This window comes from Vibrio sinaloensis (assembly GCF_023195835.1).
Classification (GTDB): Bacteria; Pseudomonadota; Gammaproteobacteria; order Enterobacterales; family Vibrionaceae; genus Vibrio; species Vibrio sinaloensis_C.
The window spans coordinates 19,031-45,833 of the sequence record NZ_CP096200.1 but is presented as its reverse complement, the minus strand read 5'-3'; the positions used below and the strand labels follow the sequence as shown (position 1 = coordinate 45,833).

The following is a 26,803-nucleotide window of genomic DNA, read 5'->3' as shown; positions in this document are numbered from 1 at the left end:
CATTCTATTACGCGTTTATTGAGTTCCCAACCAGTTCAGTTAGAATGCTGCCAAACTTATTGTTATAGCTCGTCATGCCAAAAATCAATCTCTCTAAAAGCTCAAGAGAACCCTTTCTTTCCGCGGAAAACATCACCACCACATTAGAACAAAAACTCAGTCCCAAGCATCATCGAGCCACGCAGCGGCTCACTCCCAGCCCTTATATATCGGATAAAGCGATCGCGAAACGCTGGAGTAAGTTAGCCGATAAAACCGAACAACACCTGTTGCTTGACCCGCAAACCCAATCACATGCTCACCTTTACAATAAGAATATTGAGCACTTTGTTGGCACAGTAAAAGTCCCAGTCGGGGTTGCCGGCCCTTTAAGAGTCAATGGCCGCTATGCAAGTGACGACTACTTGGTTCCTCTTGCCACCACTGAAGCCGCGCTCGTTGCCTCCTATAACCGAGGGGCACAATTAATTACCGCTGCAGGTGGCGCAAGTGCGATGCTGATCAATGAAGGGGTAACCCGCACGCCTGCTTTTTTGTTCGACAGTTTGATAGATGCCGGACAGTTCGTCGCTTGGGTGGTTGGCCAGTATGATGGATTTAAGCAAATCGCCGAGTCTACCACCTCACATGGCAAGCTTCAGGACATCAACGTTAATATCGAGGGCAACCAGGTTTACTTAGTGTTTGAGTACCAAACCGGTGATGCCTCGGGGCAAAACATGGTCACGATTGCGACCAATCAGGTGTTTCAATATATTCTAGAACATTCGCCAATCGAACCTCGTGAGGCCTTCCTCGATGGCAACTTATCGGGTGACAAAAAACCGAACTCCTATACGATGCGCCATGTGCGCGGCAAAAAAGTGACTGCAGAAGTGCATCTTTCGACAGCATTGGTTGAAAAATACCTGCATACCACGCCAGAGAAAATGGTGCGCTTTGGCCAAGTAACCACGACCGGAGCGGCCCTCAGTGGTGCGATTGGTGTCAACGCCCACTATGCCAACGCGCTAGCCGCACTTTACATTGCCTGCGGCCAAGATGCCGCGTGTGTTGCTGAGTCGGCCGTTGGGATCACAAGAATGGAGCTCAATTCGCAAGGTGGGTTATACGCCTGTGTCACCCTACCCAACTTGATGTTGGGCACTGTAGGTGGCGGTACTGGGCTACCCAGCCAAAAAGCATGTTTGGACATTTTAGGCTTGCACGGCCAAGGCAAGTCGCAAGCACTGGCCGAAGTTGCCGCCGCGTTATGCTTGGCGGGTGAGCTCTCGATTGTGGGCGCGTTTTGCGCTGGGCATTTTTCGCGAGCACATCAAAAGCTGGCCCGCTAACGGGAAACGCTAGGATTACGCTTCGCTGTAATAGCGCTGTTTAAAGTGAATCAGCGCTTTATTTAGCGCGAGCTCTTTAATTGGTTTAACAATGACATAATTGGCACCCGCGCGCAGGAACTCTTGCTTGGTCTCTTCCATCCCATCTGCGGTACAAGCATAAACGGGAACATCAAGTTTGAGTTCATTGCGAATGATTTCAGTTGCCTCAATCCCCCCAAGGCTAGGCAGCTGGTTGTCCATTAATATCAGGTCAACATCGGCGCCTTTTTGTAAGGATTCGATGGCATTTAAGCCATCCTGAACCCAGGTTACCTTCATCCCATATTTCTCACAGAACGCTTTCGCGATAAAGGCGTTAGTATGGTTATCTTCGACCAATAGTACATGTAAGCAACGGTCAAATAGCGTTTTAGGATCAACCAGTAAACCATTTGCTGATTCAGACAACGGGGTTTGTTTAGCCACTTGCAACGGTATCTTGACCACAAAGCGTGTGCCTTGATTAACCTGACTGCTTACCGAAATCTCACCATCAAATATGCTCACCAGACTATGCACAATCGCAAGTCCCAAACCACTGCCGCCATACTCTCGGGTGGTCGTTGATTCTGCTTGAACGAATGGGTCAAAAATATCATTCAGCCGTGCTTGCTCGATGCCTATCCCTGTATCTTTGACTTCAATGGTGAAATCACACTGCTGTTCCTTAGTGGTCGCACTTAGCACCACATCTATTTGTCCATGGTGGGTAAATTTCACCGCATTACTGACCAAATTAAAGATGATTTGATTTAGACGAACCTGATCACTGTGGACGTAAACATCACTCAGGTTGCTGTGGGTTACGTTGAGTTGCACCTGTTTGTCAGCACATAAGGGTTGAAATATTTTGTCGACCGTTGTGGTTAACTCTATTAACTTAAAGGTTGAATTCTCTATATGGAACTTGCCCTGTTCAATCTTAGAAAAGTCTAAGATGTCATTCAGTACAGCCAGTAAATGTTCGCCACTGTGACAAAGGACTTCCATATGCTCTCTGTCTTGCTGATCATGCATGCGGCTTTTTAACAGCTGCGACACACCTAATATACCATTGAGCGGCGTTCTGAGCTCATGGCTCATTTTAGCCAAGAAATCAGCTTGAACTCGCGCAGATTCTTCGGCTTGCTCTCGCGCAGCTTGGCTCTGTTTCTCGGCCTCGATAAAACTCGTTATATCTTGTCCTTGAGCCATCACTTGAACAACCTGGCCATCACGCAGAATTGGCGATATGTTCCAACGAAACGTCGAGTGATTAATATTGGTATTGATGCCGGTTAATGTTGCACCTTGAGCAGACATCGTGATCTGCCCTTGTAGTTGGTCAATTAAGTGTTGCCTTACTTGTTCATCTTCAAAACAGCGCTCACTGGCTGGGTTAAATCGCTGTAACTCCCCTTGCGCACTCCAAAGGGTAATCGGGGTGAGTGAGTAATTAAAAAGATCCGAAAACTGCTGCTCTTGCTCTTGAAGGCGCAAAAAGGCGTTGTGAAAGGACAAACCCAAACGATCAAACTCTTCAATATTGGCGCCATCGAATCGCTGCAAATCGCGCCTTTCAATGCTTGAGCCCGTGTACTCAAGTAGCTTGTTAAGCTCTGAGGAAATCCGCTTTGCAATCCAAACACGGGTAATCAAAGCAATCGTCACCAGAACAAATATGGTCACCACTACCCACAAATAGTGAGTGCGAACAAAACCAACAACATTACTATTGTCCTGAACGGTATAAACCGACAGGAAAGTGGGCATCCCATCTATCAATAGATCGGTTCTTGATACCATGTAGCGGCTGGCATTTAATGAGCTCGAGTAACTGTCGAGCCATTCAATGTTGTGTATGTTTGGGTGTTTGCTACTGGCTGCAATCACCTGCTGATCCACGACCAACAAGACTTCATCGGCATTACTGCCTTGTAGCACCGAGTTGACCAAGGCAAAGTTGTTGTTGAGTACAACCCCGACAAATAGCATGGCCACCACTTCCCCGCTTTGCGGATCGATAACAGGGGCGCGGCGAATCAGTAAATAGCGCTGGCCTAGACTTGAATCTACTTGCGATAAGTACCAGTCTGATCCTGTTGCAATGTCTTGAGCCATCTGTTGCATTTGCGCCTTGCTGATACCATAAAACCCCGCATTTTCATCATCCCAGCGAATAGCACCATTACGGGAAATAAAACGAAAATCCGGTGAGAAATCAGGGGTCAACTGGTCAATGCCATTAAAAAAGCCATTTAGCACCTTGTGATCATCTTGGACTACACCTTGAATTAAAAAAGCGTTTCGCCCGTGACTATCATGCTGTATTTCAAGAGTCTTAAGCCGGTTGCCCATGATCTCTTGCACTAAGCTTTGGGTTTGCTTCTTGCTGCGTACAATCTCTTGGGCCACCACCTCTCGATTGACCTGGTAATTCTGGATCACAATGATCACCACCAGCGTCGCGATAATCAGAAATATCGAACGTGTCAGCAACTGGGCTAAATGACGCGTGCGTCGCGGCTCCTCTTGCATACTTAATCCCTACTGGTCTGAGTATCGAAAAGCACGTTGTTTTAACTGATTGATCTTACGAGTGCTATCTTGACTGGTCACCAACTCAAAATCACCGGAATAGACTTGCGGAACCCGCTTGCCCTCCATATCCCACTTAATCGCTTCAGCCATGGCTATGCCCGTATCGTCGTTCATTCTCATCACGGTAACATCCAGAGCACCATCAGCAATCGCCTCTAATTCTGCAGTACCACCACCCCAGCCGTTAATCAATACGCCCTTTCGATCGAGTTCTTGCAATGCATCGGCTGCACCTAAAGCAACGTCGGTAGAGCAAGCGTAGATAAAGCTGAGTTCACTGTCTTTTTCCAGCGCGTTTTTGGCAGCTTGGTAACCCGATTGGCGGGTTGCTTGGGTATAAAAAGACGACGAAAGCTGATAACCATTTTGGTGGGTCATCTCTTCGATAAAGCTGTCACCTCGGGCATCACTGACGTACCCCTCCGAGAAATAGAGAACCGAGTAACGACTGCCCTTTGGCACCGCAGTTTGATAGTACTGCTCTAAAACCTGGGTGCCATTGATATGATCAAACCCTACGTACATAAATGGCTGATTGTCTTGCCAGGCGCGCACCGGCGTGGTGATATTTTGCAGGATCAGTTTTGTTTCGGTTGAACTTAATAGGTGCTCAATAAACTTACGGTGGCGTGTGGTATCAAGGGTAAAGATCAGGTAATCAGTATTGTTTTGAATCGCATCGAGCAAAGATAAGCTTTGCTGCCTAACGTCGACATTGGGACGAGTAAACACTTGGTTGATGCTGTAGCGAATCCCTAACTCCTCCAACCGCATTTCAAATGCCTTGATGTTGCGTACCCAGTAGTCTGAAACTTGTTGACCTGGATAAACGACCGAAATTGAAATCGCTTTATCTTGGGGAGTATTGAGCGGCGTCGGTGGCAGACGAACGGCTTCACTCATCTGTTCCGTCAACTGCCTTTGCTTGGGGTGAGCATCGAGATACTCATTGTACTGCCAGTAACCATTGAGAACTTGAGTCGCTTGAGCGAGCACCGACGTTGAGCAGAGCGAGAGTAAAGAAAAGAGGAGTTTTTTTGACATACTGAATTCTCATTAACTAACTAAACAGAAGAATGCATTTTTCAATAGAATGGCGTTTAGTATAAAAATGGGCCGAGTTAAAAGATAACCATTAAATAGCTCTTTTAACTCGGATTTTTCATTATGCCGAATAGTGTTCAGAACGTAAAAGACAAATTACCAGAAAGGCCAAATTGATTATCGCCCGCGTAACTACCCGCTAAATCAATACTAACCAAATCGCCAGGGCTGATACCGATCCCCACGGTCACTTCATCATCTAATGTGTCTTGCACATCGATCTGATAGCCCGCTCTTAACTGAGCCCAGCCAAAGGCGTTACCCTCGACACCGACACGAACAAACTGTGTCTCATCCTTCAGATCCGAGAAGCGTTCTTGCTTGATCACGTCGACATCCATCGTCGCCGCAAAAAAGTCATTCATATAGGTGCCAGAGAGAGTCATTTGAGTATTCAGTTTATAGCGGCTCACACCGCCAATATTTTGCGTATCAATTTCTTTAGAAAACAGATCTTTTACTGCCACACCCAGACGATAGTTATCCACTAACCACACGGCCCCTAAGTCCAAGTTAAAAGCATTCTTTTTGGTTTCACTTTGGTCGTAATCGTCTAAGTCAAAGTCTTTGACCGACAAGCTCTGTTTATAGGTTTTTAATTGTTGATATTTAGGAGTAACACCTAGGGAGACATCTTGACCGGCAATGGCAATTCGCTTAGCCAGAGCGACACCGAACTCTGAGTAGCCAAAGGCAATCATATCTACATTTGAACTTTCATAACGCGTTCGCACTGCATTGGGATCATTGCCCCCATCAGCGGCGATTTCAGGTGAAGCGACAACTTCGGCATAGCCACGCATAAATATATTGGCAGACAGAGTGTTTATTGGCAGGGCAACAGCAATCGCCGCACCACCAGTCACGGCCAGAGGTTTGTTGTCTTGTAGCTGAGTTAGGTAATTATTGAGCGTAGCGGCTTGGGCAGGATCTGTACTGCCACTATTCTCAAATTGCTTAATGGTGTCTTGCAGCGAGTCTATTGTGTCGAGTGATTTATCGGTATCGCGCAATGTGGCGCCAATTGCTGGTACCAGCAGACCAAAATCATCGCTGTCTCTATGTATGGCTGTCAACGCGGGATTATAAAATGGCGCCAGCACGTAATCAGCACTGGTGACACCAGCATTACCCATGCCATTTCCTCGGCCATCTGGTACCACAGTCGCGGCATATCCCGCACTAGAACAAGCCAACAACCCGAGCACCACTGCATTTTTTTTGAATTGATTCATATCCGTATCAACCTTCTTTTTAAGTATTCATTCTCAAGGTTAATACATAATCACGCACTTTGAGCGCTATAAAGCAACTAAAAGTCTATCAAGTGTGATGTTGCTGTCGATTTGGTAGGAAATAAGGTGTTCTTTCTTGGCTTTGGGTAGCTTCTTAACTCGCCACTCCAGTTTGGACGCTTCGCTGCGGCTATCCCCAGCAGGATAGAACCACTCCATAATCAGAGGAGATTTTCCCTTTAACGCTTTCGCGCCTCGACCGCTTTGATGTTGTGCAAACCGGCGCTCTACATCGGTGGTAATGCCGCAATAAAGTGCTCGACTTGGCATGCGCACCAAATACACATACCAAGTATTGCTGTGCTGTTTTGACATTACGCTGTGAGTTGCTCCACCAGCGCTTTAAGCTCAGATAACTCCTGCTTTAACTGCTGCACTTGCTGCTCCAGGGCCTCAATTCGTTCATCGCCTCCAGATGAAACCACTGGCGCCGCCACGGTTTCGATGTCGACTTCGCCACTAAACAAATGCATATAACGTGATTCGCGCTTTCCTGCTTCACGAGGCAGTTTGACCACTAGCGCTCCTTGTTCACGTGCAACCATCGAATCCAATACTGCCTCAACCTCTTTTACATCGGTAAAGTCAGCAAGACGATTGGTACGGGTTCTCAGCTCACCAGGTGTTTGCGCCCCACGCAGCAACAAGCAGCACACAATCGCCTTCTCTTGTTTTGTCAGCTTGAGGTCGCCAAACTCTGTATTACAGAATCGGTGTTGGAACTTGCTTGCGCGGCTATTAAACCCGCTCTCATCGCTGACTAAATGTCGTGCGCTTAAGCTGTCTATCGCTTGCTGAACCTCGACTTCTGATAGCGACATCACAGGCTCGCGGTTACTTTTCTGATTGCAAGCCGCAGTTAGACTGTTCAACGTAAGTGGGTAGTAATCCGGAGTCGTCACTTCTTTTTCGATCAACGCACCAATAACACGCGCCTCGATGGGGGTTAGCTCGATATTCATACCATTTCCTTATTGTTGTTATTTCGGCGCTATCTCTAGTGCTCGGAGAGAATGGGGACTTTTTTTATGTTGCCATTCTCATCAATCATTACAATTTTACTGCGATTTAACTCGACTTCCGTCACTTCTTGTTGGCTACGCTCGCGTTTGTAGGCTTTGACTAATCTTGCGGCGCGATCTGAGTTCCTTTCAGAGGATTTAGGAATCACAATGTCTGACGTATGCATCTTTGTTATAACTCACTGTCACAATAGTTGAATCATATATCGATACTTTTATCGGCTCAATCTCTTGAGAAAAGATTGGCGATTATTGCGTCATGCTAAAGTAATGATTGATCTAAAGACTGTTATCACACTAGATGTTGTGATTTAATCCAGTGAGTTGTTCAAAAAAATTAGGAAAGGGAACTATGAGTGGTGTTTTTGAAATCGTAGCTCAGGCACGTCGTAAAAATAAGCTAAAGCGTGAGCTTCTTGATAACGAAAAGAAAGTGCGTGATAACCGCAAGCGTGTTGACTTGCTTGAAAACCTGATGGACTACATCAAGCCAGACATGAGCAACGAAGAAATCGTTGCCATCATCAAGAATATGAAAGCAGACTACGAAGATCGCGTTGACGATCATATCATCAAGAGCGCAGAAATCTCTAAAGAGCGCCGTGATATCAGCCGTCGTATTCGTGAGTTGACTGAAGAAGATAAACTCATTCAAGGCAAAAAGAAGTAGTCTCGACTCCTACTCTGTGATGCTATAAGCCTGCTTTGTCGCAGGCTTTTTTATTGGCAACAAGGGGACGTTTGAGCCAACATTTTTGGTTATTACTTTGTTGCAAACAACGTAAAACGTTTGCGTAATCGCTAACCTTCTCCGTTCATATTTTTGGGGCTTTCATCACACATTTAGCCCTGTTATATTTCAACTCAGTTAATCATTTAGACCATTCGAGGCACGGAGCTTCCTCACTTATCTCAAGACGAGAAGAATTGGTACCGACGTAGGGTCGGCAAAATTAAGAGGGTCAAATTATGGATATGGTTGAAATTCTAGGCTACGCAGCTTCTATCATGGTTGCTATCTCACTCACAATGAAAGACATCGTTAAGCTGCGTGTTCTTAACTTTATCGGTTGTGGCCTGTTTACGGCTTACGGCCTGATGATCGATGCTTGGCCTGTTGTCGTTACCAATGGCTTTATCGCGTGCGTTAATGTCTACTTCCTAGCCAAAATGCAAAGCGAAAAAAAAAGCGAGCAAGTTAACACCGCCGCATGATCGCTAGTGTGACTTATTGAATGAAGGCTCTTGTGCACTGCACAAAAGCCTTTTTCATTATTAGCTCGCGACCAATTCTCGTTTGTCTATCTTGTCGAGGTACCTGGCTCGAATTTGCATAAACTTGTCGATGTTGTCGACCAAAACATCCACACAAATCGGATCAAACATCACGGCTTTGTTGCGCTTGATGTACTCCACTACCTTGCTCAGTTCCCAGGCAGGTTTATAAGCCCGCCGACTCAGCAGTGCGTCAAACACATCGGCCAAGGTGACAATTCTCGCCTCAAGCGGAATCTCTTTATCGCCTAAGCCATCCGGTAATCCCTCGCCGTTGTATAGCTCGTGATGGTGGCGAATGATGTTTTTGATAAACTGAATCTCTTGCTCACTCACCATGGTCGCCTGAGCGACTTCGATCACTTGATCAATGATCTGCTCACCATAGATGGTGTGGTTATTCATGATCTCTCGCTCTTCGGTAGTAAATCGTTTGTTGCTGTACAAAATATCATCTGGAATCATGTATTTACCAATATCATGAAACGGCGCATACAGACGTATTCTGTGAATAAACTGATGGGAGATGTGCGGGAATTTGCTCGACAACAGTCGCGCAATCAACTCACTGTACATCCCCATCCGAATTAAGTGCTCTTTGGTCTCAGGGTCGCGTGCATGTCCCATTTGCAGTGCAATCTTTAAACTCGATTGAAAGTGGCGCTGTCCTTCAAACAGCTGGATGAATAAGCCAGACACAAGCTGGCACATAAACGCAAAATCTCGCTCTATTGAAGGGTGGGAGAAATACCCCAACTCTGTGGCATTAATAAAAATGAAACCTATGGTTTTTCCTTGATAGGAGATCGGATAAGTGTAGCTACTTACGTGACCGTGGCTCATCAATGCTTTTATCCGGTCGGTGTGCTGCATGTGAGAAATATCATCAATGATTCTCACCTGAGCAGCGTAGGCGATGCTACTTAGCGAAGAGTCGTCGGTGATCTCATGGTCATCGTAATCAAAGCATCCGGAGTCAACGAATCTATCTTGGACGTAATAGTTTGACACTCGGTTTTGCTCAATGAGTGCAACGGAAAACCGTGACAGATTTGAGCAACGCGCTGACGCGTGTTCGTGAATGGCGTCTAACTTAGAAAGTAGTGCGCTATCTTGTGACGCTATCTGATTGAGGAAAGCATAATCGAGCATGCCAATACGTTACCTGTTTTTATGTTTTTGAGGACAATATCTCATAGTTGAGAATGACTGTATCAAACATTTAACAAAACACTAACTTGCTGATTTATAAAGTTAGAATTTCATCATAAAAAGAAGGGTTATTCGGAACGGAACGTGATCACTGTGTGGTTACAATGTTTGGCGACAGGGCGAGTTGCATTAGGTTATGTCGTCGACATCAAACAGGGCTTAGATACGCAAACAGCCCACCGAAGTAGGCAGGCTGTTTTCAGCAATGAGGGATCCAGACTGAATCAGTTATTCGCGACGATGAACAAAACTTCTACACGTCGATTGCAGGCCTTACCCGCTTTTGTTCGATTGGTACAGGCAGGTACATACTCGCCATAACCTCGGGTAAAAATAGAATTCATCGCCACATTATTATTGACTAACTGCTGCTTGACCGCTGTGGCGCGTTTCATTGACAGGGTATCGTTAAAATTTGCTGCACCAGTACTGTCAGCGTGTCCATCAATCACGATGTCGATGCCAGGTTGAGAGGCCAGATATCGCCCCATCATATTGAGCCAGGCTTCAGAATCGGCTGAGACGCGAGATGAACCAGTATTGAACTTAATGGTGTCTTTAAGTTTCACCATCACATGGTTACCCGGCAACAGCTCGTAGTCGACGCCATTGTTGACCAAAAAATTTTGCAACTCGCTGTAGCTTTGTGTGCGTTGCTGGCCAAAAGGGCCTTTCACGCCAGAGCTGGCGATAGCAGGTGCACTGCCCCATTCCGGATAACGGACATCGAAGTCAGATTTAGGTGCGGTGTCGAGTAGATTATCGTCGAACATGGCAATCGTGTCGTCTAAACTACTACACCCGGCTAGCAATAATATCAGTGGAAATACAAAGCGCTTCATCGATTCACCATTGGTTCCTTTTCCTTACCATTTCTATATCGACCAAAACGGAAATTCTTTAACGGTTTTTAGTATTATTGCTTTTAGCGCACGTTTATTCGCCTTGATGTTTCCTTGTTGTAAACGACACACTTTGTAATGGGTTTTTCTCAACATCATTGTTTTATACCAGCGATGGAGCAAGTAGAATTAACCCATTGTTCTTTATCCCATAACTATCACCTAGTTGGTGACCCTATGAGACCTTTTTATGAATAGAGTTTTTTCCCTGCTGCTACTCGCCTTTGCCTTCATTGTCGCAGGTTGTTCTGATGACGGCCAACCTCAGCAAGGCAAACAATACACACAATTGCCTGCTAACCTTGCTACTTTTAGACTTCCCCCTGTCGTGGAAGTGTTCTCCCTCAACTGCGGCCATTGCCGCAAGATGGAAAACGAACTTGCGACCATCGAACAACTGACAAGTCAAGATATCGGCAAAGTTCATGTCACTTTCAATGAGAGCGCTCAGATCGGCGCAATGATTTATTACGCGGCAGAAATGCAGCTCGGCCAAAAGCCCGATCACTCAATGATGACTGAGCTATTTGCAGCCACTCAAATGGGCGACGGCGCAACGCTTGCAGATAAGAAAGCGGCGATCGACTTAGCATTCCACAACCGTGACCTAACCAGCCCATACGATTTCGACGAAACAGCGCAGAAACAACTGTTTGCAGCAATGCAAGTGGCCGAAGAAATCACTACTCGCGGTCAAATTAATGCCGTTCCCACTTTTATTGTTAACGGCAAGTATCAGGTGATGACCAGTGGTCATAAAGATATTCAAGATATTGCAAACACGATCAACTTCTTACTCAAGCAACCCTAATTTAACGGAAAGGATTTATGTCTAAGATTACTATTGCCATTATTATTGTTGTTCTAGCGGGCTTTTTTATTTACCGCACCTGGACAACCCACAAAGCTGGTGAACAAAACTTTGCGCAAGGCCAAGCCTTTTTGCTAGAAAACGGACAAAAAGAACAAGTCGTGACTACTGAAAGTGGCTTGCAATATCAGGTGCTACATAAAGGTCAAGGTACCACTCAGCCAACGAGTAGCAGTGTGGTCAAAGTCCACTATCATGGTACGCTGCTCGATGGTACCGTTTTTGACAGTTCGGTTGATCGGGGTGAACCAATTAGCTTTAAGCTCAATCAGGTGATTAAAGGATGGCAAGAAGGTCTGACTTATATGTCTGAAGGCGATAAGTTCCGCTTGTTCATTCCAAGTACGCTTGCCTACGGTAAAAGCGGCACTGGCCCTATCCCTCCGGCGGCGACCCTCATCTTCGACGTTGAACTACTAGAGATTCAATAACAATACAAAAGGCCAATCTGATTAGATTGGCCTCTTTTTTAACTGTTGGACGAAGCTTGAGACTCGCAATAGTCAAACAGATGCTTTTGGACGAACTCGACATCAGCGGCATGGAGATCGCTCAACGGTAAATCGTCGACCGAGCGCCATTCAAACTCGCTGTTGCTTGATTTTGGCGCCACTGATTTTGCCGTGTTAAAAATGGCGTAGTAGATGCGTCCGCCAAAATCGTTAATACCACTGAATGTGGCAACGTGTTCGCCAGCCGTGATCCCTGCCGCCTCAAATAGCTCACGTTTTGCAGCGTCCGTACCTGTCTCATTGTTTTTCACCGCTCCACCAGGAAACTGATGGAACTCGCCTTGAACTGAGCATGGGCGCCTTTGTACTAACACCTTACCATCATCAATAACGACAGCCATCGCTAAGTGTTTCATTTGTTACTCCTTTATAGTTTTTATTCCATACTGCTAGAGGTTTGATCGCCGCTCGTTAAACTGGGCGATTGAGGGTATTGGCAGCATGGTCGACCGACTTAAGCGGGCAAATAGTAACCTAGTGGCGCATCATTCGCTGAGGGGAAAGTTAAAAATATGATCTAAGAAATGAAAAAACCAGCAGCTTGTGATGCTACTGGTTTTATTTTGTGCGCTAAAACACTGTTATTTGTGTTTATCTTGGATGTATTTCTGGCTTACATCAACAACAGCGATATCTTTGAAGAAGCTGCGTCCCAACAATAACGGGAAGGTCAAGTGGGTTCTATCTGCCAAGGTAAAATCGGTCTTATCTTTTAAGTCTCCGATTTGAATCCAACCTTCCACAACAGCACGTAAGTCAGACTCGTTGCTATTAGACTGGCGAATTTTCACCCAACGTTTGACAGGTAGCGCAATTTCTTTGCTTTTGACCTTGTCATGTTCGATTTTAAATTTCACCCAATCTTTTCCATCACGCTCAAAAGGAACAATGTCGACTGCGCTAATAGAAGAGGTAGTGGCTCCGGTATCAATCCGAGCGCGAAAGCTCTGCTCCAGCCCAGGAATATAAACCCACTCTTCGGCGCCAAGGAACAGTTTACCATCAGCGGTTTTCTTTATCGGTTCTTGAATAACGGGTGGTTTGGGTTCAGGTTTAGGTTCAACTGGCTGTTCCACTTCAGGTGGTTGTGGGTCTACAGCAGGGGGTTGGACTTGAGGCGTCTCCGGTTGCGGTTCAACCGGCAACTCAGTTTGCGGCTTTTCTTCGGGCTCGACCGGAACTGGCCCTGTCGCGGTACAAGCGACTAAACCGCCGCTTAACATTAATGGAAGCAGTACTTTCAACGTTTTATTCATTGGTTCACCTAATCATAATATACCGGATCGAGATGAAGCGGGGCTGCATTTAGCCCCGACAGTATTATGCGACGTTGATTATTGCTTGCGCAACGTAAGGAATGTCCTTCTCCGTTAAGCCTGCAATATTGATTCGACCATCTCCAACACCATAGATCCCGAACTCTTCGCGCAAACGCGCCATTTGGTCTTGGCTAAATCCTAGCACAGTAAACATGCCTTTGTGGCTTTCTATAAAGTCGAATTGTGAAGTATTGTGTTTATTTCTCAACTCGTTACACAAAGTTTGACGTAGGTTTACCAGACGTTGCTGCATTTCACTCAACTCTTGCTTCCAGACCGCAGTTAGCGCAGGGTCTCGAAGGATAGTTTTCACCAATGCCGCGCCGTGATCGGGCGGCATGGTGTACGTAGAACGAGCCAGCGTTAATAACTTACCTTTGGCATTATTCACGTCACTTTGCGATTTACCAACGACAATGGCGGCTCCAGTTCGCTCACGATAAAGGCCAAAGTTCTTCGAACACGACGTGGTGATCAGCATTTCTTCGACATTGTCCGCCATATGACGTAGCCCTTTTGCGTCTTGCTCAAGGCCATCACCAAAGCCTTGGTATGCAATATCGACAAACGGCGTAAAGCCATTTTTTTGCGACAGCTCTGTGATTGCTTTCCATGCATCAAAATCGATGTCTGCCCCAGTTGGGTTATGACAACAACCATGAAGAAGCACAACATCTTCCGGCCCTGCCGTAGCAAGATCGTCCATCATACGTGCAATATCGACTTGTTTTGTTTCTGGACTAAAGTAGTGATAGTGTCTCACTTTGAGGCCAGCCGCCTCCATCACAGGGCGATGGTTTACATAACTTGGATTAGAAATCCAAACTGTGGTGTTTGGCTGAGCCACTTTCATCAAATCGCCTAGCATACGCAGAGCACCACTCGCTCCTGGCGTTTGCACAGCAGCAACTCGGTCCATGGCAGAAGTGCCATCGAGCAACAAATCAATCATGGATTGATTGAACTCTTCGCAGCCGGCCAGTCCAACGTATGATTTGGTTTTTTGTGTCGCGACAACGATATCTTGTGCTTGCTGAATCGCCTTCATTACGGGCGTTTCACCGGCGCTGTTTTTGTAAACGCCAATGCCAAGGTCAACTTTTTCGTCGCGAGGATCGTTGCGGTATGCAACGGATAGAGAAAGAATAGGATCCAGTGTTGGAGTCGGTAAATGAGAGAACATGAAAGTCACAACCCTTTGAAATTCAAGTAACGGCCATCAACTTATCATTTAACTCATCAATCTAGAAATAAAATTTCAACTCAAAAAGGCAAAACAGGATAAACAACCATCGCCATTAACATTTATTTAACCTTTAAAGTTCGATTTAGAGAATTATTCTACTATTCACAGTGTAAATTTGTGGATGACTTGATTGGCGCTTCCCCGCCATTCTAAGTTGAGATCTTTCTGATCTTGTTCAAATTTACCATCGATCAAGGTATCGATATAACGCGTGACCTCTCGTTGCGCCTCATCAAGTTCATCAAGGCGATAGCCAGTCCATACCCAAATGTCTTTACCCGGGCATTCTTCCCTTACCCGTTTAACCAACGCAAGTACATCGGCGACATTGGCCGGATGAAGAGGATCGCCCCCAGAAAGCGACAAGCCACGCCGTTTAATCCGAGTATCGTTGAGATCGGCAATGATTCTGTCTTGTGCCTCTTGAGTAAATGGGAAACCTGAGTCGAGTCGCTGCGTCGATTGGTTGTAGCATCCTTTACATTGATGTACGCACCCAGAGACAAAAAGCGTACAACGCGTGCCTGGGCCATTGACCACATCAATGGGGTAATACTGATGATAGTTCATTAAAAGATCTCTAAAGAAAAAGAGCCCAAGTTATTGGGCTCAATGGTTTATCTGTTTATAGATGTTTGACCCGGCGCTTCACTTCTTCTTGCTTACCGAAGTTAAACGGTCTGGCATCAGGACTACCCAGATAACCACACACGCGACGAGTCACGGATACTTTTGTCGAATCATGATTGCCACAGCTTGGGCAGGTAAATCCTTTGCTGGTGCAATCAAACTCACCGTTGTAACCACACTCGTAGCACTCATCAATCGGGGTGTTAGTTCCGTAATAGGGAACTCGGCTATAGCTGTAATCCCATACGTTTTCTAGCGCTTCAATATTGCGCTGCATGTTAGGGAACTCGCCGTAACAGATAAAGCCACCACTCGACACCTCAGGATATGGCATTTCAAAGTCGATCTTATCGTATGGGTTAACCTTTTTCTCTACATCAAGGTGGAAACTGTTGGTGTAATACCCCTTGTCAGTCACCCCTTTGATCACCCCATACTCTTTGGTGTCAATGCGACAGAAACGACTGCACAAGTTCTCGCTCGGTGTTCCGTATAAGCTGTAACCATATCCGGACTCTTGCGCCCACTGGTTCACCTTATCTTTAAGGTACTTAACAATAGTGATGGCCTTTTGGCGCAGTGTGCTATCGTCGTATACATGGGTCTCGTCACCAAACAGAGCGCTGATGGTTTCATGAATACCAATGTACCCGAGCGAAATCGAAGCGCGGCCATTTTTAAAGATGTTGGCGATCGGCTCATCCGCCTTTAGACGCACGCCGCATGCCCCTTCCATGTAGAGGATCGGCGCTACGCGCGCTTTTACATTCTCCAAACGCGAGATGCGAGTCTCAAGTGCGCGGCGGGCAAGATCGAGCTTTTGGTCTAAAAGGGTATAGAACGCACGTTCATCACCACCTGCAGCCAGCGCTATTCGTGGCAGGTTCAAGCTGACCACACCCAAGTTGTTGCGCCCTTCATGGATTAACTCGCCATTTTCCTCATAAGTACCTAAGAAGCTACGGCAACCCATTGGGGTTTTAAATGACCCAGTGATCTCAACCACTTTGTCATAGTTGAGAATATCTGGGTACATGCGTTTTGACGCACACTCTAAAGCAAGCTTTTTGATGTCGTAGTTGGGGTCTTCTGACTTGTGGTTCAAGCCATCTTTAATACCAAATACCAACTTAGGGAACACCGCCGTTTTACGGTTTTTACCCAAACCTGCAATACGGTTTTTCAAGATCGATTGTTGAATCAATCGAGACTCCCAGCTCGTTCCCAAGCCAAAACCAAAGGTGACAAATGGTGTTTGGCCGTTCGCGGTGTGTAGGGTGTTCACCTCATACTCGAGCGATTGAAATGCGTCAAAACACTCTTTCTCTGTGCGTGACTCAGCAAAGGCTTTAGGGTTAGGGATATCCCACTCCTGAGCGATTTTTAGGTGCTTTTCATAACTTCTGGTCACATACGGCGCTAACACTTCATCAATCCGGTTGATGGTGGTGCCGCCATAGATATGACTAGCTACTTGCGCAATGATTTGCGCGGTCACCGCGGTCGCGGTCGAAATCGATTTTGGTGTGTCGATCTCGGCATTACCCATTTTGAATCCGTGTGTCAGCATCCCTTGTAAGTCAATTAACATACAGTTGAACATAGGGAAAAACGGTGCATAGTCGAGGTCGTGGTAGTGAATATCCCCCTCTTCGTGCGCCTGAACAATATCACGCGGCAAAATATGGGTTTTCGCGTAGTGCTTAGCAACAATACCTGCAAGTAAGTCACGCTGAGTCGGAATAACCTTGCCATCTTTGTTGGCGTTCTCGTTGATAAGGTCAACATTGCTCTCTTCGATCAGGCCCTCGATTTCTCGGGTTAAGGTGCTCTGTTTCTCGCGCGCGATATCGCGGTCGTGGCGGTATTCAATGTACGAGCGAGCAAGCGACTTGTACGGTCCCTGCATCAACTCATTTTCGACTAGAGTTTGGATATCATTGATGTGTACTTCATCGTGATCTTTCAGTTGCAGCTCCACCGCCAGCGCCACGTTAAGCGCATAAATGGCGGTCTCTTTGTCAACATGCTCTGCTGCCGACTCCACTGCGGCTTGAATGCGATCCCTGCTAAACGGAGCCCTAGAGCCGTCACGTTTGATTACGATTGGTTTCACCTTTTCTCCTTACCCCAGCATACCCACAGACTTATCCACAAACACACTATATAGGGCGATTTTTATTTCAACTGACACTATATATTGTGGCGTATTTAACGAGATGCGGCTGGCTAGAGTATTGATTTTGATCAATAAAAGGAGACCCTCGCTTAAGATCAAATCGATCTTAGTGGCACTGATCTCAGATAGAAAGTAAATGATGAAAATTGAAAAAATGATACTAAGCCTACTTGATTTTTGTAGACCTCTTATTAGATAAAGGCTGCAACTATTTTCAGGAATTTACCTTATGTTCAACGTTAAATATTGGCTGCTTGGAATCGGTTTTTGGTTACTACTACCACTGACGGCCCTAGCCGAACAAAAACTCGTCTACAGCAGTTGGAACCTCGAATGGTTGTCGAGCAATCCCTCAGGGAAATTCCCCAGCTCACAGCGAAACAGCGGCGACTATCAAGCCCTTAGTCGCTACTTTAATCAGCTCGACAGTGATGTGCTGGCGTTTCAAGAGGTCAACGATTTAGACGCCCTACGCAAGGTAGTCGGGAATGGTTATCAGCTTTACTTGTCACAGCGCTCCCAGCCTCAATACCAATTGCATCAATTTAGCGACATCAATCAGTACACGGGTTTTGCGGTGCGAGGGGGTATCCGTGTGGAGAACAAAACGGATATTCAATTGGATAGTCATAGTAACAGCAAGCTAAGATTCGCTTCGTATGTGGTGATTCATCCAACCAGTGATGCCCCTATTCATTTGTTGTCGGTGCACCTTAAAGCGCGCTGCTCCGGCGCATATAAAAATAACCCGTCCTGCCGTACTTTAAGCTCACAAGCGAAAGCGCTAAACCAATGGATAGTGCAACGTGAGTCTAATCAACAGACTTACATGATCATTGGCGACTTCAACCACAATCTCTCCTACCCTGACGATTGGTTATGGAAAACCTTGAGCAGCGGCAGCCAGGCGAAGTTAGCCACCCGAAACACGCCTGCTGAGTGTAAAGTTCGCTCGCGTAAGCAGCCCAACAAAACTCACCAGTTCCGCTCGCTGATTGACCATGTAGTGACCAGTTCTGATTTTTCGCTAAACTCGGTAAAGCAAGTCACCTACAAGCCGGATGACTTGTTTCAATATCAATTGAGCGACCACTGCCCGTTGCTTCTACAGTGATAAAAAAGCCCCGCGTTAACAGCGGGGCCAACCAACTATTCGCCAATCAATTATTCAAAACGTTTTCGCATCGCGACGTAATAGAGTACGGGTATCACTAACAGTGTCAGTATGGTCGAGACAAAGATCCCAAAAATAAGACTGATGGCGAGCCCATTGAATATCGGATCATCAAGGATAAACACTGCCCCTATCATTGCTGCCAGTGCGGTCAGCATGATCGGCTTGGCTCGCACCGCAGCCGATTGAATCACGGCTTCAGCAAACGCCATCCCTTGTTCTGTTTGCTGATTGATAAAGTCAACCAACAGGATCGAGTTGCGCACTATAATGCCCGCCAACGCTATCATGCCGATCATCGAAGTTGCCGTAAACTGCGCACCTAGGATTGCATGCCCCGGCATCACGCCGATGATGGTCAATGGTATCGGTGCCATGATAATCAAAGGCACTAAGTAGGACTTGAACTGAGCGACGACCAATAGGTAAATGAGTATCATACCGACCGCATAAGCAATGCCCATATCACGGAAGGTTTCGTAGGTAATGGTCCATTCACCATCCCACAGAATCGAAATACCTTCTAAACCATCAGGCTGATTAATGTAGTACTGCTCAACATCCATCTGCTTATCAATCGCAGCGCCAATATTAAACATGCCATACAGCGGGCTATCAACAGACCCCGACATATCACCGACCACCATCACCATAGGCACGAGGTTTTTGTGCACTATGTAGTCGTCCATGCGCGTTTGTCTAACACTCACCAAATCAGAGAGCGGATACGCGTTACCGTTTTGACTGCCGACTTTCATGTTCAGTACCTGCTCAAGGCGAACTTTGGCGCTCTCACTGGCTTGAATTTGAATCGGCACTGGGTATTTGCTGTGCTCACTGTGTAAGTAGGTGATCGGTTTTCCGCCCACAGAGGTGGCCAAGGCGTCGACAATCGATGCATACGACACCATCAGGTGCGACGCTTTACTGCGATCAATCACAACTTGCCACTTCTGATGTTCTTCTGGCAGATACATATCTACGTCGACGATATCGTCGGTCGCGCGGAATACCTCACGAATAGCGCGTGCCGCCTCACTGCGTAACTCTGGAGTTGGTGCATACACTTCGGCCAAAATTGGCGACCAGACCGGTGGCCCTGGCGGCACCTCGACAACTTTCACCTTACCCCCAAACTTGCTGGCAATTTGGTTGAGAGCAGGTCGAATCGATGAGGCGATTTCATGGCTGTCGCGGTCACGTTCGGTTCGATGCACTAAGTTCACTTGAATGTCGCCTTGATTGGCTTGGCTGCGAACAAAGTAATGACGCACTAGGCCATTGAAGTTGATCGGCGCAGCAGTCCCCGCATAGATTTGATAGCTAGTGACTTCAGGTAACTGATTGAGCTCTTGGCCCATTTCAAAAAGTGCACGTTGAGTACGCTCCAGCGAGGTTCCCTCAGGCATATCTAACACCACTTGAAACTCTGACTTGTTGTCGAACGGCAACATTTTCAGTACCACAGCCTGAAACACTGGCAGCATCACTGAGCCCACGATCAATGCGATCACGGCTAACAACAGCATCCAACGATTGCGAGCTTGCGCTTTTGCAGTCACAAATGGCGCCATCACTTTGTGGAATATAGAATCACTTGCGTGAGACTCTTGATGATGCGCTGAGGGTTTTAAGAAATGACTCGCAAGCCAAGGCGAAACGACAAACGCCACCACTAGAGATATCAACATCCCCATAGACGCATTGATCGGGATCGGGCTCATATACGGGCCCATTAAGCCACTCACAAATGCCATCGGTAACAAAGCCGCGATGACAGTCAACGTCGCCAAGATGGTTGGGCCACCGACTTCGTCAACCGCAGCTGGAATTAAGGCTTGCAGCTTAGCTTTACCCTGCGACATATGTCGGTGAATGTTTTCCACCACCACTATCGCGTCATCAACTAAGATACCAATCGAAAAAATCAGTGCGAACAGCGAAACGCGATTGAGTGTGAACCCCCATGCCCACGACGCAAATAGCGTGATCATCAAAGTCACCACTATCGCAAAACCCACCACAAAGGCTTCTCTCCATCCCATGGTGAGCAGCACCAGAATAACCACAGCTGCAGTAGCGAACGCCAGCTTACCGATAAGAGTATTGCTCTTATCGGCGGCGGTTTTACCATAGTCGCGAGTGATCTCGACTTCTATACCATCGGGAATCAGCTTGTTCTGGAGCTCTTGCAACCGAGTCTCGATCGCTTGCGCCACATTCACTGCGTTTTCGCCCGCCTTTTTGGCAATCGCAATGGTCACCGCAGGTACAATGTCGGTTTTATCGCTGGTCCACACGTTTTGAGTTGGCGTATTGGCGCCCAAACTGATCGTCGCGACATCTTCGAGATAGACAGGTGCGTTATTGTGCAGCCCGACCACCAGTTGTTTCACCTCTTCCACTCGAGTTAAAAACTGGCCAACTTGCACAGGAAACTCCTGATTGTCGTGGGTCAGGCGCAGCATTGGTGAGCTACTATTTGCAGCTGGAAGATGTTGATTTAACTGATCTAAGGTGATGGCAAAACTGTTCATTTTGGCCGGATCCAAACGCACATCAACAATTGTCGAATGCTCGCCTATGGTGTAGATGTCGCGTGTTCCGGGAATGCGCTTGAGTTCGGTTTCTAAGCCGTGCGCCACTTGAGTGAGCTGTTGCTGGTCGAATCGCCCACTGCGATCACTCAAGGTTAGGCTAACTATAGGTACGTCTTCTATGCCTTTAGGTTTGATTATTGGCTCGCCAACACCAACGCCTTGCGGCATCCAGTCCTTATTCGAATACAACTTGTTATACAGGCGCACCACAGCATCATTACGGCTCACCCCCACTTCGAAGATGGCCACAATCATCGCACCATCTGGCTGTGAGAAAGAGTACAGCTTATCAATGCCCTGAATTTCAGACAGGATTTGCTCTGCCGGCGTAGTGACTAAGCTTTCAACCTCTCGCGGCGCAGCACCAGGAAATGGAATGAAAACGTCGGCAAATGTGACGTCTATTTGCGGCTCTTCCTCTTTGGGCGTGACCAACACCGCAAACAGCCCCATCAGCAGACCAACCAGCGCCAATAGCGGCGTCATTGCCGAGTTTTGAAATGCTGCTGCAATTCGACCGGAAATTCCGAGTTGATTGTCCATCATCACTCTCCTTTTGCCGCCAATGCCACCGTAGAGATCACATCGCCTTCTTCTAGGCCTGACAACACTTCGACATAGTCACCATAGCTTTGGCCCAACCGAACTGGATTGAGCAATCGTGATTGCCCTGTTTCGCGATACACTGCGCTCAATTCACCGCGGCGAACCACGGCAGACTCTGGAATCATCAACGCCTGTTTCTGACCGTATTCAAACTCGGTTTTCACCCACATTCCAGGCACTAATTCTGTCGTGTTCTCTGGCAAGGTTAAGCGCATTTTAAAGGTGTGCGACTGCGGGTCGGCATAGCTAAACAAGCTATACTCTGTCGGAGCAATCGAGCGTCCATTTGGCGCGCTGATTGCAAACTGATCGATACGCTCAACGCGCGGTTGATAGCGCTGGGGGATTTCCGTCTCGACTCTGAGCATGTTGAGCGCAAAGCCGCTTAATAGCGGCGTTCCTGGAGCGACAGTTTCGCCCAGCTCAACATGACGTTTGGTGACAATACCATCATATGGCGCAGTAACACTGGTATAGCCAAGTGACTCTTTGGCCTGAGCGACCGCAGCCTGAGCCGATTTCACGGACGCGGCCGCACTGCGAGCACGGGCCTCTGCGCTGTCCATTTGATCTTGAGATACCGCGCCTTTAGGGAAAAGCTGTTTGTAGCGCTTTAACTGTGCTTGCGCCTCTCGATTTTGTGCAACGGCGCTAAGCAGTTGAGCTTGCGCCGACTCAAGTGACGCCGATTGTTGCACATCACTGATTTCAAGAAGCACAGCTCCTTGTTTAACATAGTCATTGACATCAACAAACAAGCCGACAATTCGACCGGATGTTTGCGCAGCGACCGTACCCTGATTAACAGGTTGAACCACGCCGTCTAAATGAACGATTTGAGAGAGTGGCTCACTCTTCACCGTGTAGCTGTTTTGGTCTTGTTGTGCATAGACGTTGGTGGCCAACGCTGTACCCAACGCAATACTCAAAGATAACAGTTTCATTTGCACCACTCCCTTAATCCAAACATCCCATCAAATCATCTTGATGTTTATAGTAAACTTTACGCGGTTTGCGTTTGTGACTCGCGACTATTTTTCAAACAAATCAGTAGGTTTGTTGCCCCAAGGCCAACCATCATACTGGCGAAGAAGATCCAAACACCCATATTGCCTAGCGCTAAGCTCGACATCGCTGGCCCAGGACAAATACCTGCAAGCCCCCAGCCAAGCCCAAACAATACGGCACCGGCGACTAAGCGACCGTCGACATTTTTGTGCTTGCTCATACAAAACTGTTCAGCTACCAAAGGTTTTTGTTTCGGTTTGATCAGCAAGAAGTAACTCGGCATAAACACCATCAGGGCGCCGCCCATCACGAAAGCAAGGCTTGGGTCCCACGCCCCCGCAACGTCCAAAAAGCCAATCACTTTATTCGGGTCGGCCATACCAGAGATGATCATACCCATTCCAAACAGAAAGCCAGCCGCTAGCGACGTTAAACGAAATACTACTTTATTCATGCTAATGCTCTCTTGGGTTACAGAAGGTGAAGACGGACAAACACGGTCGCGCCAGCGACAGCCATAAAGATCATAGTCGCGACGATGGAGCGCTTAGATAGCCGACCAATGCCGCATATGCCGTGACCACTGGTGCAGCCATTGCCTAATCGGGTGCCAATGCCAACCAGCAAACCCGCCGCTGCCAACCACCAAGCACTGAGACCAAATTCACTCGGGATTTCAACAGCAAACCAAATCGTGGCAAGAACACCACCACCCACCATGCCAACTGCAAACAGCAATCGCCATGCAAAGTCAGACGATTTTGGGGTTAATAGTCCAGTCATAATGCCACTGATCCCAGCTATCTTGCCGTTCAACAACAGCAAAACAGTCGCTGAAATACCCAGTAAAATGCCTCCTGCTAGCGATTCCCAAGGAAAAGTAAAAGCCATAGTTACCTCTTAAGCTATCAAAGTTAAAAATTTAGCCACAAAACGTGGACTGTAAATTGTGAATAAGCTGGACAACGCGTTCGTCATCCAGCGAATAGAATACTTGTTGCGACTCTTTACGCGATTTGATTAAGCCATGCTTGCGTAGCACAGTTAGATGCTGTGAGAACGCCGATTGGCTCAGGGCAGAACCACTTTGTAGTGCTCCAACCCCTACTTCACCTTCTGTCAATTGACACAGCACCATTAGCCGCTCTGGGTGAGCCATAACTTTTAATAGTTCAGCAGCGGCGACCGCGTTCTTTTGCATTTCGTCGATATTCACTGTTTGACTGTTCATGGCTCATTTCTCCTCAACTTTTAAATTAGATAATACTAAACAACAATATTTAGTCAACACTAAATTAGATTTTATGAATTTAGCAAAATTAACATTAGACTTTTCTAATCTATATAACTATAGTGATTAGCAACTAAGGCAAATAGTCACGTAAGGAGAACGTCATGAGTCTTGAAAATGCAATCAGAGTACTAGCTGGAAGTATGGTGCTGCTCTCGGTAGTTCTTACCGTAACGGTTCATACTGGCTTCGTGTGGTTGACCGTTTTCGTCGGTGTTAACTTGATTCAAAGCGCATTTACAGGGATTTGTCCTGCGGCCTATTTCCTGAAAAAACTGGGTTTCCAATAACGGAGTGAAAAATGACTAAGATTTTAATTGTTGGCGGTGTGGCTGGCGGCGCATCGGCCGCAGCTCGCGCACGTCGCTTGAGCGAAGACGCACAGATCATCATGTTTGAGCGCGGTCCTTTTGTCTCATTAGAAAAGTAAATAATAAACCACTCTTTTTGCAGAGAGTGGTTTATTAAGTACTTTCGATTAAATTTGGAGTTAGGTAATGACAAAGATTCTTATTGTTGGTGGCGTTGCTGGTGGAGCATCAGCCGCAGCACGTGCTCGTCGCTTGAGTGAAGATGCAGAAATCATCATGTTCGAAAGAGGAAGTTTCGTCTCGTTCGCCAATTGCGGCTTGCCATACCACATAGGTGGCGACATTAAGGATAGAAGTAAGCTCCTCTTGCAAACTCCAGAAAGCTTCCTAGCTCGATTTAACGTTGATGTTCGTGTTATGAGCGAAGTCATATCCATTGATCGACACAACAAGCAGGTTACTGTTAAGAGCCTATTGGATAATAGCGAATATACTGAAAGCTACGACTTCTTGCTCCTTAGCCCTGGCGCAGGCCCTATCGTACCGCCAATCCCTGGTATTGATAACCCGCTGACGCATTCGCTGCGTAACATCCCAGATATGGATCGTATCATTCAAACCATCCAAATGAACAAGCCAGAGCACGCAACGGTTGTCGGAGGTGGATTCATCGGTCTAGAAATGATGGAAGCTTTCCACCAGTTGGGAATTAAAACCACGCTAATTGAGATGGCCGATCAGGTGATGACACCTGTCGACCGTGAAATGGCGGGCTTTGCGCACGCTGAAATTCGTCAAAAAGGTATTGACCTTAAACTAGGCGTTGCTCTTCAAGCAATCGAGTACGTGCCGAACGAGCATATAGCCAGCATCGGCTCTGGTGAAGATACCGAACACCAGCATATTGAAGGTGAACTCAATCTTACTCTAAGCAATGGTGAGTCACTAACTACTGACATCTTAATCATGGCTATCGGTGTGCGCCCTGAGACTAAGTTGGCAAAAGAAGCAGGGCTTCAAATTGGTGAACTAGGTGGTATCTACACCAATGAAATGATGCAGACTAGCGATCCTAGCATTTACGCTGTGGGTGATGCAGTCGAAGAAAAAGACTTTGTCACAGGTGCACAAACTTTGGTTCCGCTTGCTGGCCCTGCTAACCGTCAAGGTCGCATGGCTGCCGATAATATGCTGGGACGCAGTGAAACCTATCAAGGTACACAAGGCACGGCTATCTGTAAGATATTTGACCTCGCGGTTGCTTCAACGGGCAAAAACGAGAAACAACTTAAACGTGATGGTGTTGAGTACGAAAAGGTCTACGTTCATACCGCAAGCCATGCAAGTTACTACCCAGGCGCTGAGATTGTTTCGTTCAAGATGTTGTTCGATGCAAAAACAGGCAAAATCTTTGGTGCGCAAGCAGTGGGTAAAGACGGTGTCGATAAACGAATTGATGTAATGGCGGTTGCACAGCGTGCAGGCATGACGGTCGAGCAGCTTCAACACCTTGAGCTCACATACGCGCCGCCGTATGGCAGTGCTAAAGATGTGATCAACCAAGCAGCCTTTGTGGCCAACAACATCATCAAGGGCGACGCCACTCCGATTCACTTTGATGAAATGGACTCACTGACAGACGAGCAAGTCCTGCTTGATGTACGTAACCCCGGCGAACTTGAAAATGTTGGCTTTATCAAAGATGCGATCAACATTCCTGTAGACCAATTGCGTCACCGTATGGACGAACTACCAAAAGACAAGGAGATCGTAATCTACTGCCAAGTTGGGTTACGCGGTAACGTCGCATACCGTCAACTGGTTAATAGCGGCTTCAAAGCGCGTAACCTGATTGGTGGGTATCGCACTTACAAGTTCGCCACCGCTTAAGCTAAGCTAAACCCTGCCCTTTTCCTTTGGAGCACTCTATGTGCTCCTTTTTTATATCAGCCTATATTTGATGCAAAGGCAGCTTTCTGACGACTGATGAGTTGGTCAAACAAGCCACAGGCGAAACTCTCAATCCCACGTATTTTGAAGATCATCTTCGCAATCGCTACTTATGATTGTGACCAAAAGCAGCCCGCCAGGGCTGCATTGGATTTGATATGACAGAAGAAGAAAAGCTTGATCTCGTTAAGTCTCGTTTTGAAAATATTGACGACGATGATCTAATGGACGGCGACGAGTTCTTTGACTCACTCGATGACAAAGAAGAATGAGCTGGTTCCTTCCCGCGAAGCGGGCCAGCTTCAACGCAAAAGCTCGCACATCCGCGCACTTGCACTTC

At 46.9% G+C, this 26,803-nt stretch carries 27 protein-coding genes and 1 pseudogene; 10 read left to right on the top strand and 18 right to left on the bottom strand.

Features of this window, described 5'->3' with window-relative positions; all coding sequences use genetic code 11:
* Positions 1-74: 74 nt before the first annotated feature.
* Positions 75-1,334: a hydroxymethylglutaryl-CoA reductase gene (locus MTO69_RS13840; protein ID WP_248334989.1), complete on the top strand. Its 1,260-nt coding sequence runs from the start codon at positions 75-77 to the stop codon at positions 1,332-1,334.
* Between the two features lie 15 nt (positions 1,335-1,349).
* On the opposite strand, the gene luxQ is transcribed toward MTO69_RS13840, so the two are convergent.
* The 6 genes from luxQ to MTO69_RS13810 all read right to left on the bottom strand — a co-directional run bounded on the left by luxQ (position 1,350) and on the right by MTO69_RS13810 (position 7,544).
* Positions 1,350-3,893, bottom strand: coding sequence for a quorum-sensing autoinducer 2 sensor kinase/phosphatase LuxQ (luxQ, locus tag MTO69_RS13835; protein WP_248334988.1), 2,544 nt, complete (start codon positions 3,891-3,893; stop codon positions 1,350-1,352).
* Between the two features lie 9 nt (positions 3,894-3,902).
* Positions 3,903-5,000 carry an autoinducer 2-binding periplasmic protein LuxP gene (locus tag MTO69_RS13830; protein WP_248334987.1) on the bottom strand — a complete coding sequence of 366 codons (1,098 nt, stop codon included), beginning with the start codon at positions 4,998-5,000 and terminating at the stop codon, positions 3,903-3,905.
* Between the two features lie 137 nt (positions 5,001-5,137).
* Positions 5,138-6,295, bottom strand: coding sequence for a conjugal transfer protein TraF (traF, locus tag MTO69_RS13825; protein ID WP_248334986.1), 1,158 nt, complete (start codon positions 6,293-6,295; stop codon positions 5,138-5,140).
* A gap of 66 nt (positions 6,296-6,361) precedes the next feature.
* Entirely contained in the window at positions 6,362-6,670 is a 309-nt protein-coding gene (locus MTO69_RS13820; RefSeq protein ID WP_248334985.1) for a GIY-YIG nuclease family protein, read from the bottom strand.
* Complete coding sequence (locus MTO69_RS13815) at positions 6,670-7,317, bottom strand: YceH family protein (RefSeq protein ID WP_248334984.1); 648 nt, start codon at positions 7,315-7,317, stop codon at positions 6,670-6,672. The genes MTO69_RS13820 and MTO69_RS13815 overlap by 1 nt, the downstream gene beginning before the upstream one ends.
* A gap of 35 nt (positions 7,318-7,352) precedes the next feature.
* Positions 7,353-7,544, bottom strand: a complete 192-nt coding sequence (locus tag MTO69_RS13810) for a hypothetical protein (RefSeq protein WP_248334983.1) — start codon at positions 7,542-7,544, stop codon at positions 7,353-7,355.
* Between the two features lie 185 nt (positions 7,545-7,729).
* On the opposite strand from MTO69_RS13810, the gene MTO69_RS13805 reads away from it, so the two are divergent.
* Together MTO69_RS13805 and MTO69_RS13800 are read left to right on the top strand one after the other, a co-directional pair.
* Entirely contained in the window at positions 7,730-8,047 is a 318-nt protein-coding gene (locus MTO69_RS13805) for a DUF496 family protein (protein ID WP_248334982.1), read from the top strand.
* 299 nt (positions 8,048-8,346) lie between these two features.
* Complete coding sequence (locus MTO69_RS13800) at positions 8,347-8,592, top strand: YgjV family protein (protein ID WP_248334981.1); 246 nt, start codon at positions 8,347-8,349, stop codon at positions 8,590-8,592.
* Between the two features lie 60 nt (positions 8,593-8,652).
* Here the strand turns inward: MTO69_RS13800 and MTO69_RS13795 are convergent, their stop codons facing one another.
* Positions 8,653-9,804, bottom strand: coding sequence for an HD-GYP domain-containing protein (locus MTO69_RS13795; protein WP_248334980.1), 1,152 nt, complete (start codon positions 9,802-9,804; stop codon positions 8,653-8,655).
* A gap of 284 nt (positions 9,805-10,088) precedes the next feature.
* Positions 10,089-10,706: an OmpA family protein gene (locus MTO69_RS13790; RefSeq protein ID WP_248334979.1), complete on the bottom strand. Its 618-nt coding sequence runs from the start codon at positions 10,704-10,706 to the stop codon at positions 10,089-10,091.
* 250 nt (positions 10,707-10,956) lie between these two features.
* Here MTO69_RS13790 and MTO69_RS13785 point away from each other — a divergent pair, with 250 nt between their 5' ends.
* Entirely contained in the window at positions 10,957-11,577 is a 621-nt protein-coding gene (locus MTO69_RS13785; protein WP_248334978.1) for a thiol:disulfide interchange protein DsbA/DsbL, read from the top strand.
* A 17-nt stretch (positions 11,578-11,594) separates the two neighbouring features.
* Positions 11,595-12,068 carry an FKBP-type peptidyl-prolyl cis-trans isomerase gene (locus tag MTO69_RS13780; protein WP_248334977.1) on the top strand — a complete coding sequence of 158 codons (474 nt, stop codon included), beginning with the start codon at positions 11,595-11,597 and terminating at the stop codon, positions 12,066-12,068.
* 38 nt (positions 12,069-12,106) lie between these two features.
* On the opposite strand, the gene MTO69_RS13775 is transcribed toward MTO69_RS13780, so the two are convergent.
* The 5 genes from MTO69_RS13775 to nrdD form a co-directional block, all read right to left on the bottom strand.
* On the bottom strand, positions 12,107-12,505 hold the full coding sequence (locus tag MTO69_RS13775; protein WP_248334976.1) for an NUDIX hydrolase: 399 nt from the start codon (positions 12,503-12,505) through the stop codon (positions 12,107-12,109).
* A gap of 225 nt (positions 12,506-12,730) precedes the next feature.
* Entirely contained in the window at positions 12,731-13,405 is a 675-nt protein-coding gene (locus MTO69_RS13770; RefSeq protein ID WP_248334975.1) for an ATP-dependent zinc protease family protein, read from the bottom strand.
* Positions 13,406-13,469: 64 nt separating this feature from the next.
* The gene (locus MTO69_RS13765; protein ID WP_248334974.1) at positions 13,470-14,651 is read right to left on the bottom strand and encodes an amino acid aminotransferase; all 1,182 of its coding nucleotides are present in this window, start codon (positions 14,649-14,651) and stop codon (positions 13,470-13,472) included.
* A 165-nt stretch (positions 14,652-14,816) separates the two neighbouring features.
* A complete protein-coding gene (gene nrdG / locus MTO69_RS13760) occupies positions 14,817-15,284 on the bottom strand; it encodes an anaerobic ribonucleoside-triphosphate reductase-activating protein (RefSeq protein ID WP_248334973.1) in 468 nt (155 codons plus the stop codon).
* Between the two features lie 55 nt (positions 15,285-15,339).
* Positions 15,340-17,460, bottom strand: coding sequence for an anaerobic ribonucleoside-triphosphate reductase (gene nrdD / locus MTO69_RS13755; RefSeq protein WP_248334972.1), 2,121 nt, complete (start codon positions 17,458-17,460; stop codon positions 15,340-15,342).
* Between the two features lie 292 nt (positions 17,461-17,752).
* Here nrdD and MTO69_RS13750 point away from each other — a divergent pair, with 292 nt between their 5' ends.
* Positions 17,753-18,637 carry an endonuclease/exonuclease/phosphatase family protein gene (locus MTO69_RS13750; RefSeq protein ID WP_248334971.1) on the top strand — a complete coding sequence of 295 codons (885 nt, stop codon included), beginning with the start codon at positions 17,753-17,755 and terminating at the stop codon, positions 18,635-18,637.
* Between the two features lie 50 nt (positions 18,638-18,687).
* Here the strand turns inward: MTO69_RS13750 and MTO69_RS13745 are convergent, their stop codons facing one another.
* The 5 genes from MTO69_RS13745 to MTO69_RS13725 are packed head-to-tail and all read right to left on the bottom strand — an operon-like array spanning position 18,688 to position 24,142.
* Positions 18,688-21,840, bottom strand: coding sequence for an efflux RND transporter permease subunit (locus MTO69_RS13745; RefSeq protein ID WP_248335623.1), 3,153 nt, complete (start codon positions 21,838-21,840; stop codon positions 18,688-18,690).
* A gap of 2 nt (positions 21,841-21,842) precedes the next feature.
* Complete coding sequence (locus MTO69_RS13740; protein ID WP_248334970.1) at positions 21,843-22,847, bottom strand: efflux RND transporter periplasmic adaptor subunit; 1,005 nt, start codon at positions 22,845-22,847, stop codon at positions 21,843-21,845.
* 59 nt (positions 22,848-22,906) lie between these two features.
* The gene (locus MTO69_RS13735) at positions 22,907-23,365 is read right to left on the bottom strand and encodes a YeeE/YedE family protein (protein ID WP_248334969.1); all 459 of its coding nucleotides are present in this window, start codon (positions 23,363-23,365) and stop codon (positions 22,907-22,909) included.
* Positions 23,366-23,382: 17 nt separating this feature from the next.
* Positions 23,383-23,802 (bottom strand): YeeE/YedE family protein, encoded by a 420-nt coding sequence (locus tag MTO69_RS13730; protein WP_248334968.1) that lies wholly within the window; start codon positions 23,800-23,802, stop codon positions 23,383-23,385.
* A 31-nt stretch (positions 23,803-23,833) separates the two neighbouring features.
* Positions 23,834-24,142: an ArsR/SmtB family transcription factor gene (locus MTO69_RS13725; protein ID WP_248334967.1), complete on the bottom strand. Its 309-nt coding sequence runs from the start codon at positions 24,140-24,142 to the stop codon at positions 23,834-23,836.
* A gap of 164 nt (positions 24,143-24,306) precedes the next feature.
* On the opposite strand from MTO69_RS13725, the gene MTO69_RS13720 reads away from it, so the two are divergent.
* The 4 genes and pseudogenes from MTO69_RS13720 to MTO69_RS18930 all read left to right on the top strand — a co-directional run.
* Positions 24,307-24,492 carry a YgaP family membrane protein gene (locus MTO69_RS13720; protein WP_176289105.1) on the top strand — a complete coding sequence of 62 codons (186 nt, stop codon included), beginning with the start codon at positions 24,307-24,309 and terminating at the stop codon, positions 24,490-24,492.
* A gap of 11 nt (positions 24,493-24,503) precedes the next feature.
* Entirely contained in the window at positions 24,504-24,632 is a 129-nt protein-coding gene (locus tag MTO69_RS13715; RefSeq protein ID WP_248334966.1) for a pyridine nucleotide-disulfide oxidoreductase, read from the top strand.
* A 67-nt stretch (positions 24,633-24,699) separates the two neighbouring features.
* Positions 24,700-26,403 (top strand): FAD-dependent oxidoreductase, encoded by a 1,704-nt coding sequence (locus tag MTO69_RS13710; RefSeq protein WP_248334965.1) that lies wholly within the window; start codon positions 24,700-24,702, stop codon positions 26,401-26,403.
* 74 nt (positions 26,404-26,477) lie between these two features.
* Positions 26,478-26,579 (top strand): annotated as a pseudogene (locus MTO69_RS18930) (carboxypeptidase); the annotation flags it as partial.
* Positions 26,580-26,803 lie beyond the last annotated feature (224 nt).

Excerpts from the sequence above, each read along its gene's own strand:
- MTO69_RS13840 (WP_248334989.1), top strand. The coding sequence starts at position 75 with ATGCCAAAAATCAATCTCTCTAAAAGCTCAAGAGAACCCTTTCTTTCC.
- luxQ (WP_248334988.1), bottom strand. The coding sequence starts at position 3,893 with ATGCAAGAGGAGCCGCGACGCACGCGTCATTTAGCCCAGTTGCTGACA.
- MTO69_RS13830 (WP_248334987.1), bottom strand. The coding sequence starts at position 5,000 with ATGTCAAAAAAACTCCTCTTTTCTTTACTCTCGCTCTGCTCAACGTCG.
- traF (WP_248334986.1), bottom strand. The coding sequence starts at position 6,295 with ATGAATCAATTCAAAAAAAATGCAGTGGTGCTCGGGTTGTTGGCTTGT.
- MTO69_RS13820 (WP_248334985.1), bottom strand. The coding sequence starts at position 6,670 with ATGTCAAAACAGCACAGCAATACTTGGTATGTGTATTTGGTGCGCATG.
- MTO69_RS13815 (WP_248334984.1), bottom strand. The coding sequence starts at position 7,317 with ATGAATATCGAGCTAACCCCCATCGAGGCGCGTGTTATTGGTGCGTTG.
- MTO69_RS13810 (WP_248334983.1), bottom strand. The coding sequence starts at position 7,544 with ATGCATACGTCAGACATTGTGATTCCTAAATCCTCTGAAAGGAACTCA.
- MTO69_RS13805 (WP_248334982.1), top strand. The coding sequence starts at position 7,730 with ATGAGTGGTGTTTTTGAAATCGTAGCTCAGGCACGTCGTAAAAATAAG.
- MTO69_RS13800 (WP_248334981.1), top strand. The coding sequence starts at position 8,347 with ATGGATATGGTTGAAATTCTAGGCTACGCAGCTTCTATCATGGTTGCT.
- MTO69_RS13795 (WP_248334980.1), bottom strand. The coding sequence starts at position 9,804 with ATGCTCGATTATGCTTTCCTCAATCAGATAGCGTCACAAGATAGCGCA.
- MTO69_RS13790 (WP_248334979.1), bottom strand. The coding sequence starts at position 10,706 with ATGAAGCGCTTTGTATTTCCACTGATATTATTGCTAGCCGGGTGTAGT.
- MTO69_RS13785 (WP_248334978.1), top strand. The coding sequence starts at position 10,957 with ATGAATAGAGTTTTTTCCCTGCTGCTACTCGCCTTTGCCTTCATTGTC.
- MTO69_RS13780 (WP_248334977.1), top strand. The coding sequence starts at position 11,595 with ATGTCTAAGATTACTATTGCCATTATTATTGTTGTTCTAGCGGGCTTT.
- MTO69_RS13775 (WP_248334976.1), bottom strand. The coding sequence starts at position 12,505 with ATGAAACACTTAGCGATGGCTGTCGTTATTGATGATGGTAAGGTGTTA.
- MTO69_RS13770 (WP_248334975.1), bottom strand. The coding sequence starts at position 13,405 with ATGAATAAAACGTTGAAAGTACTGCTTCCATTAATGTTAAGCGGCGGT.
- MTO69_RS13765 (WP_248334974.1), bottom strand. The coding sequence starts at position 14,651 with ATGTTCTCTCATTTACCGACTCCAACACTGGATCCTATTCTTTCTCTA.
- nrdG (WP_248334973.1), bottom strand. The coding sequence starts at position 15,284 with ATGAACTATCATCAGTATTACCCCATTGATGTGGTCAATGGCCCAGGC.
- MTO69_RS13750 (WP_248334971.1), top strand. The coding sequence starts at position 17,753 with ATGTTCAACGTTAAATATTGGCTGCTTGGAATCGGTTTTTGGTTACTA.
- MTO69_RS13745 (WP_248335623.1), bottom strand. The coding sequence starts at position 21,840 with ATGGACAATCAACTCGGAATTTCCGGTCGAATTGCAGCAGCATTTCAA.
- MTO69_RS13740 (WP_248334970.1), bottom strand. The coding sequence starts at position 22,847 with ATGAAACTGTTATCTTTGAGTATTGCGTTGGGTACAGCGTTGGCCACC.
- MTO69_RS13735 (WP_248334969.1), bottom strand. The coding sequence starts at position 23,365 with ATGAATAAAGTAGTATTTCGTTTAACGTCGCTAGCGGCTGGCTTTCTG.
- MTO69_RS13730 (WP_248334968.1), bottom strand. The coding sequence starts at position 23,802 with ATGGCTTTTACTTTTCCTTGGGAATCGCTAGCAGGAGGCATTTTACTG.
- MTO69_RS13725 (WP_248334967.1), bottom strand. The coding sequence starts at position 24,142 with ATGAACAGTCAAACAGTGAATATCGACGAAATGCAAAAGAACGCGGTC.
- MTO69_RS13720 (WP_176289105.1), top strand. The coding sequence starts at position 24,307 with ATGAGTCTTGAAAATGCAATCAGAGTACTAGCTGGAAGTATGGTGCTG.
- MTO69_RS13715 (WP_248334966.1), top strand. The coding sequence starts at position 24,504 with ATGACTAAGATTTTAATTGTTGGCGGTGTGGCTGGCGGCGCATCGGCC.
- MTO69_RS13710 (WP_248334965.1), top strand. The coding sequence starts at position 24,700 with ATGACAAAGATTCTTATTGTTGGTGGCGTTGCTGGTGGAGCATCAGCC.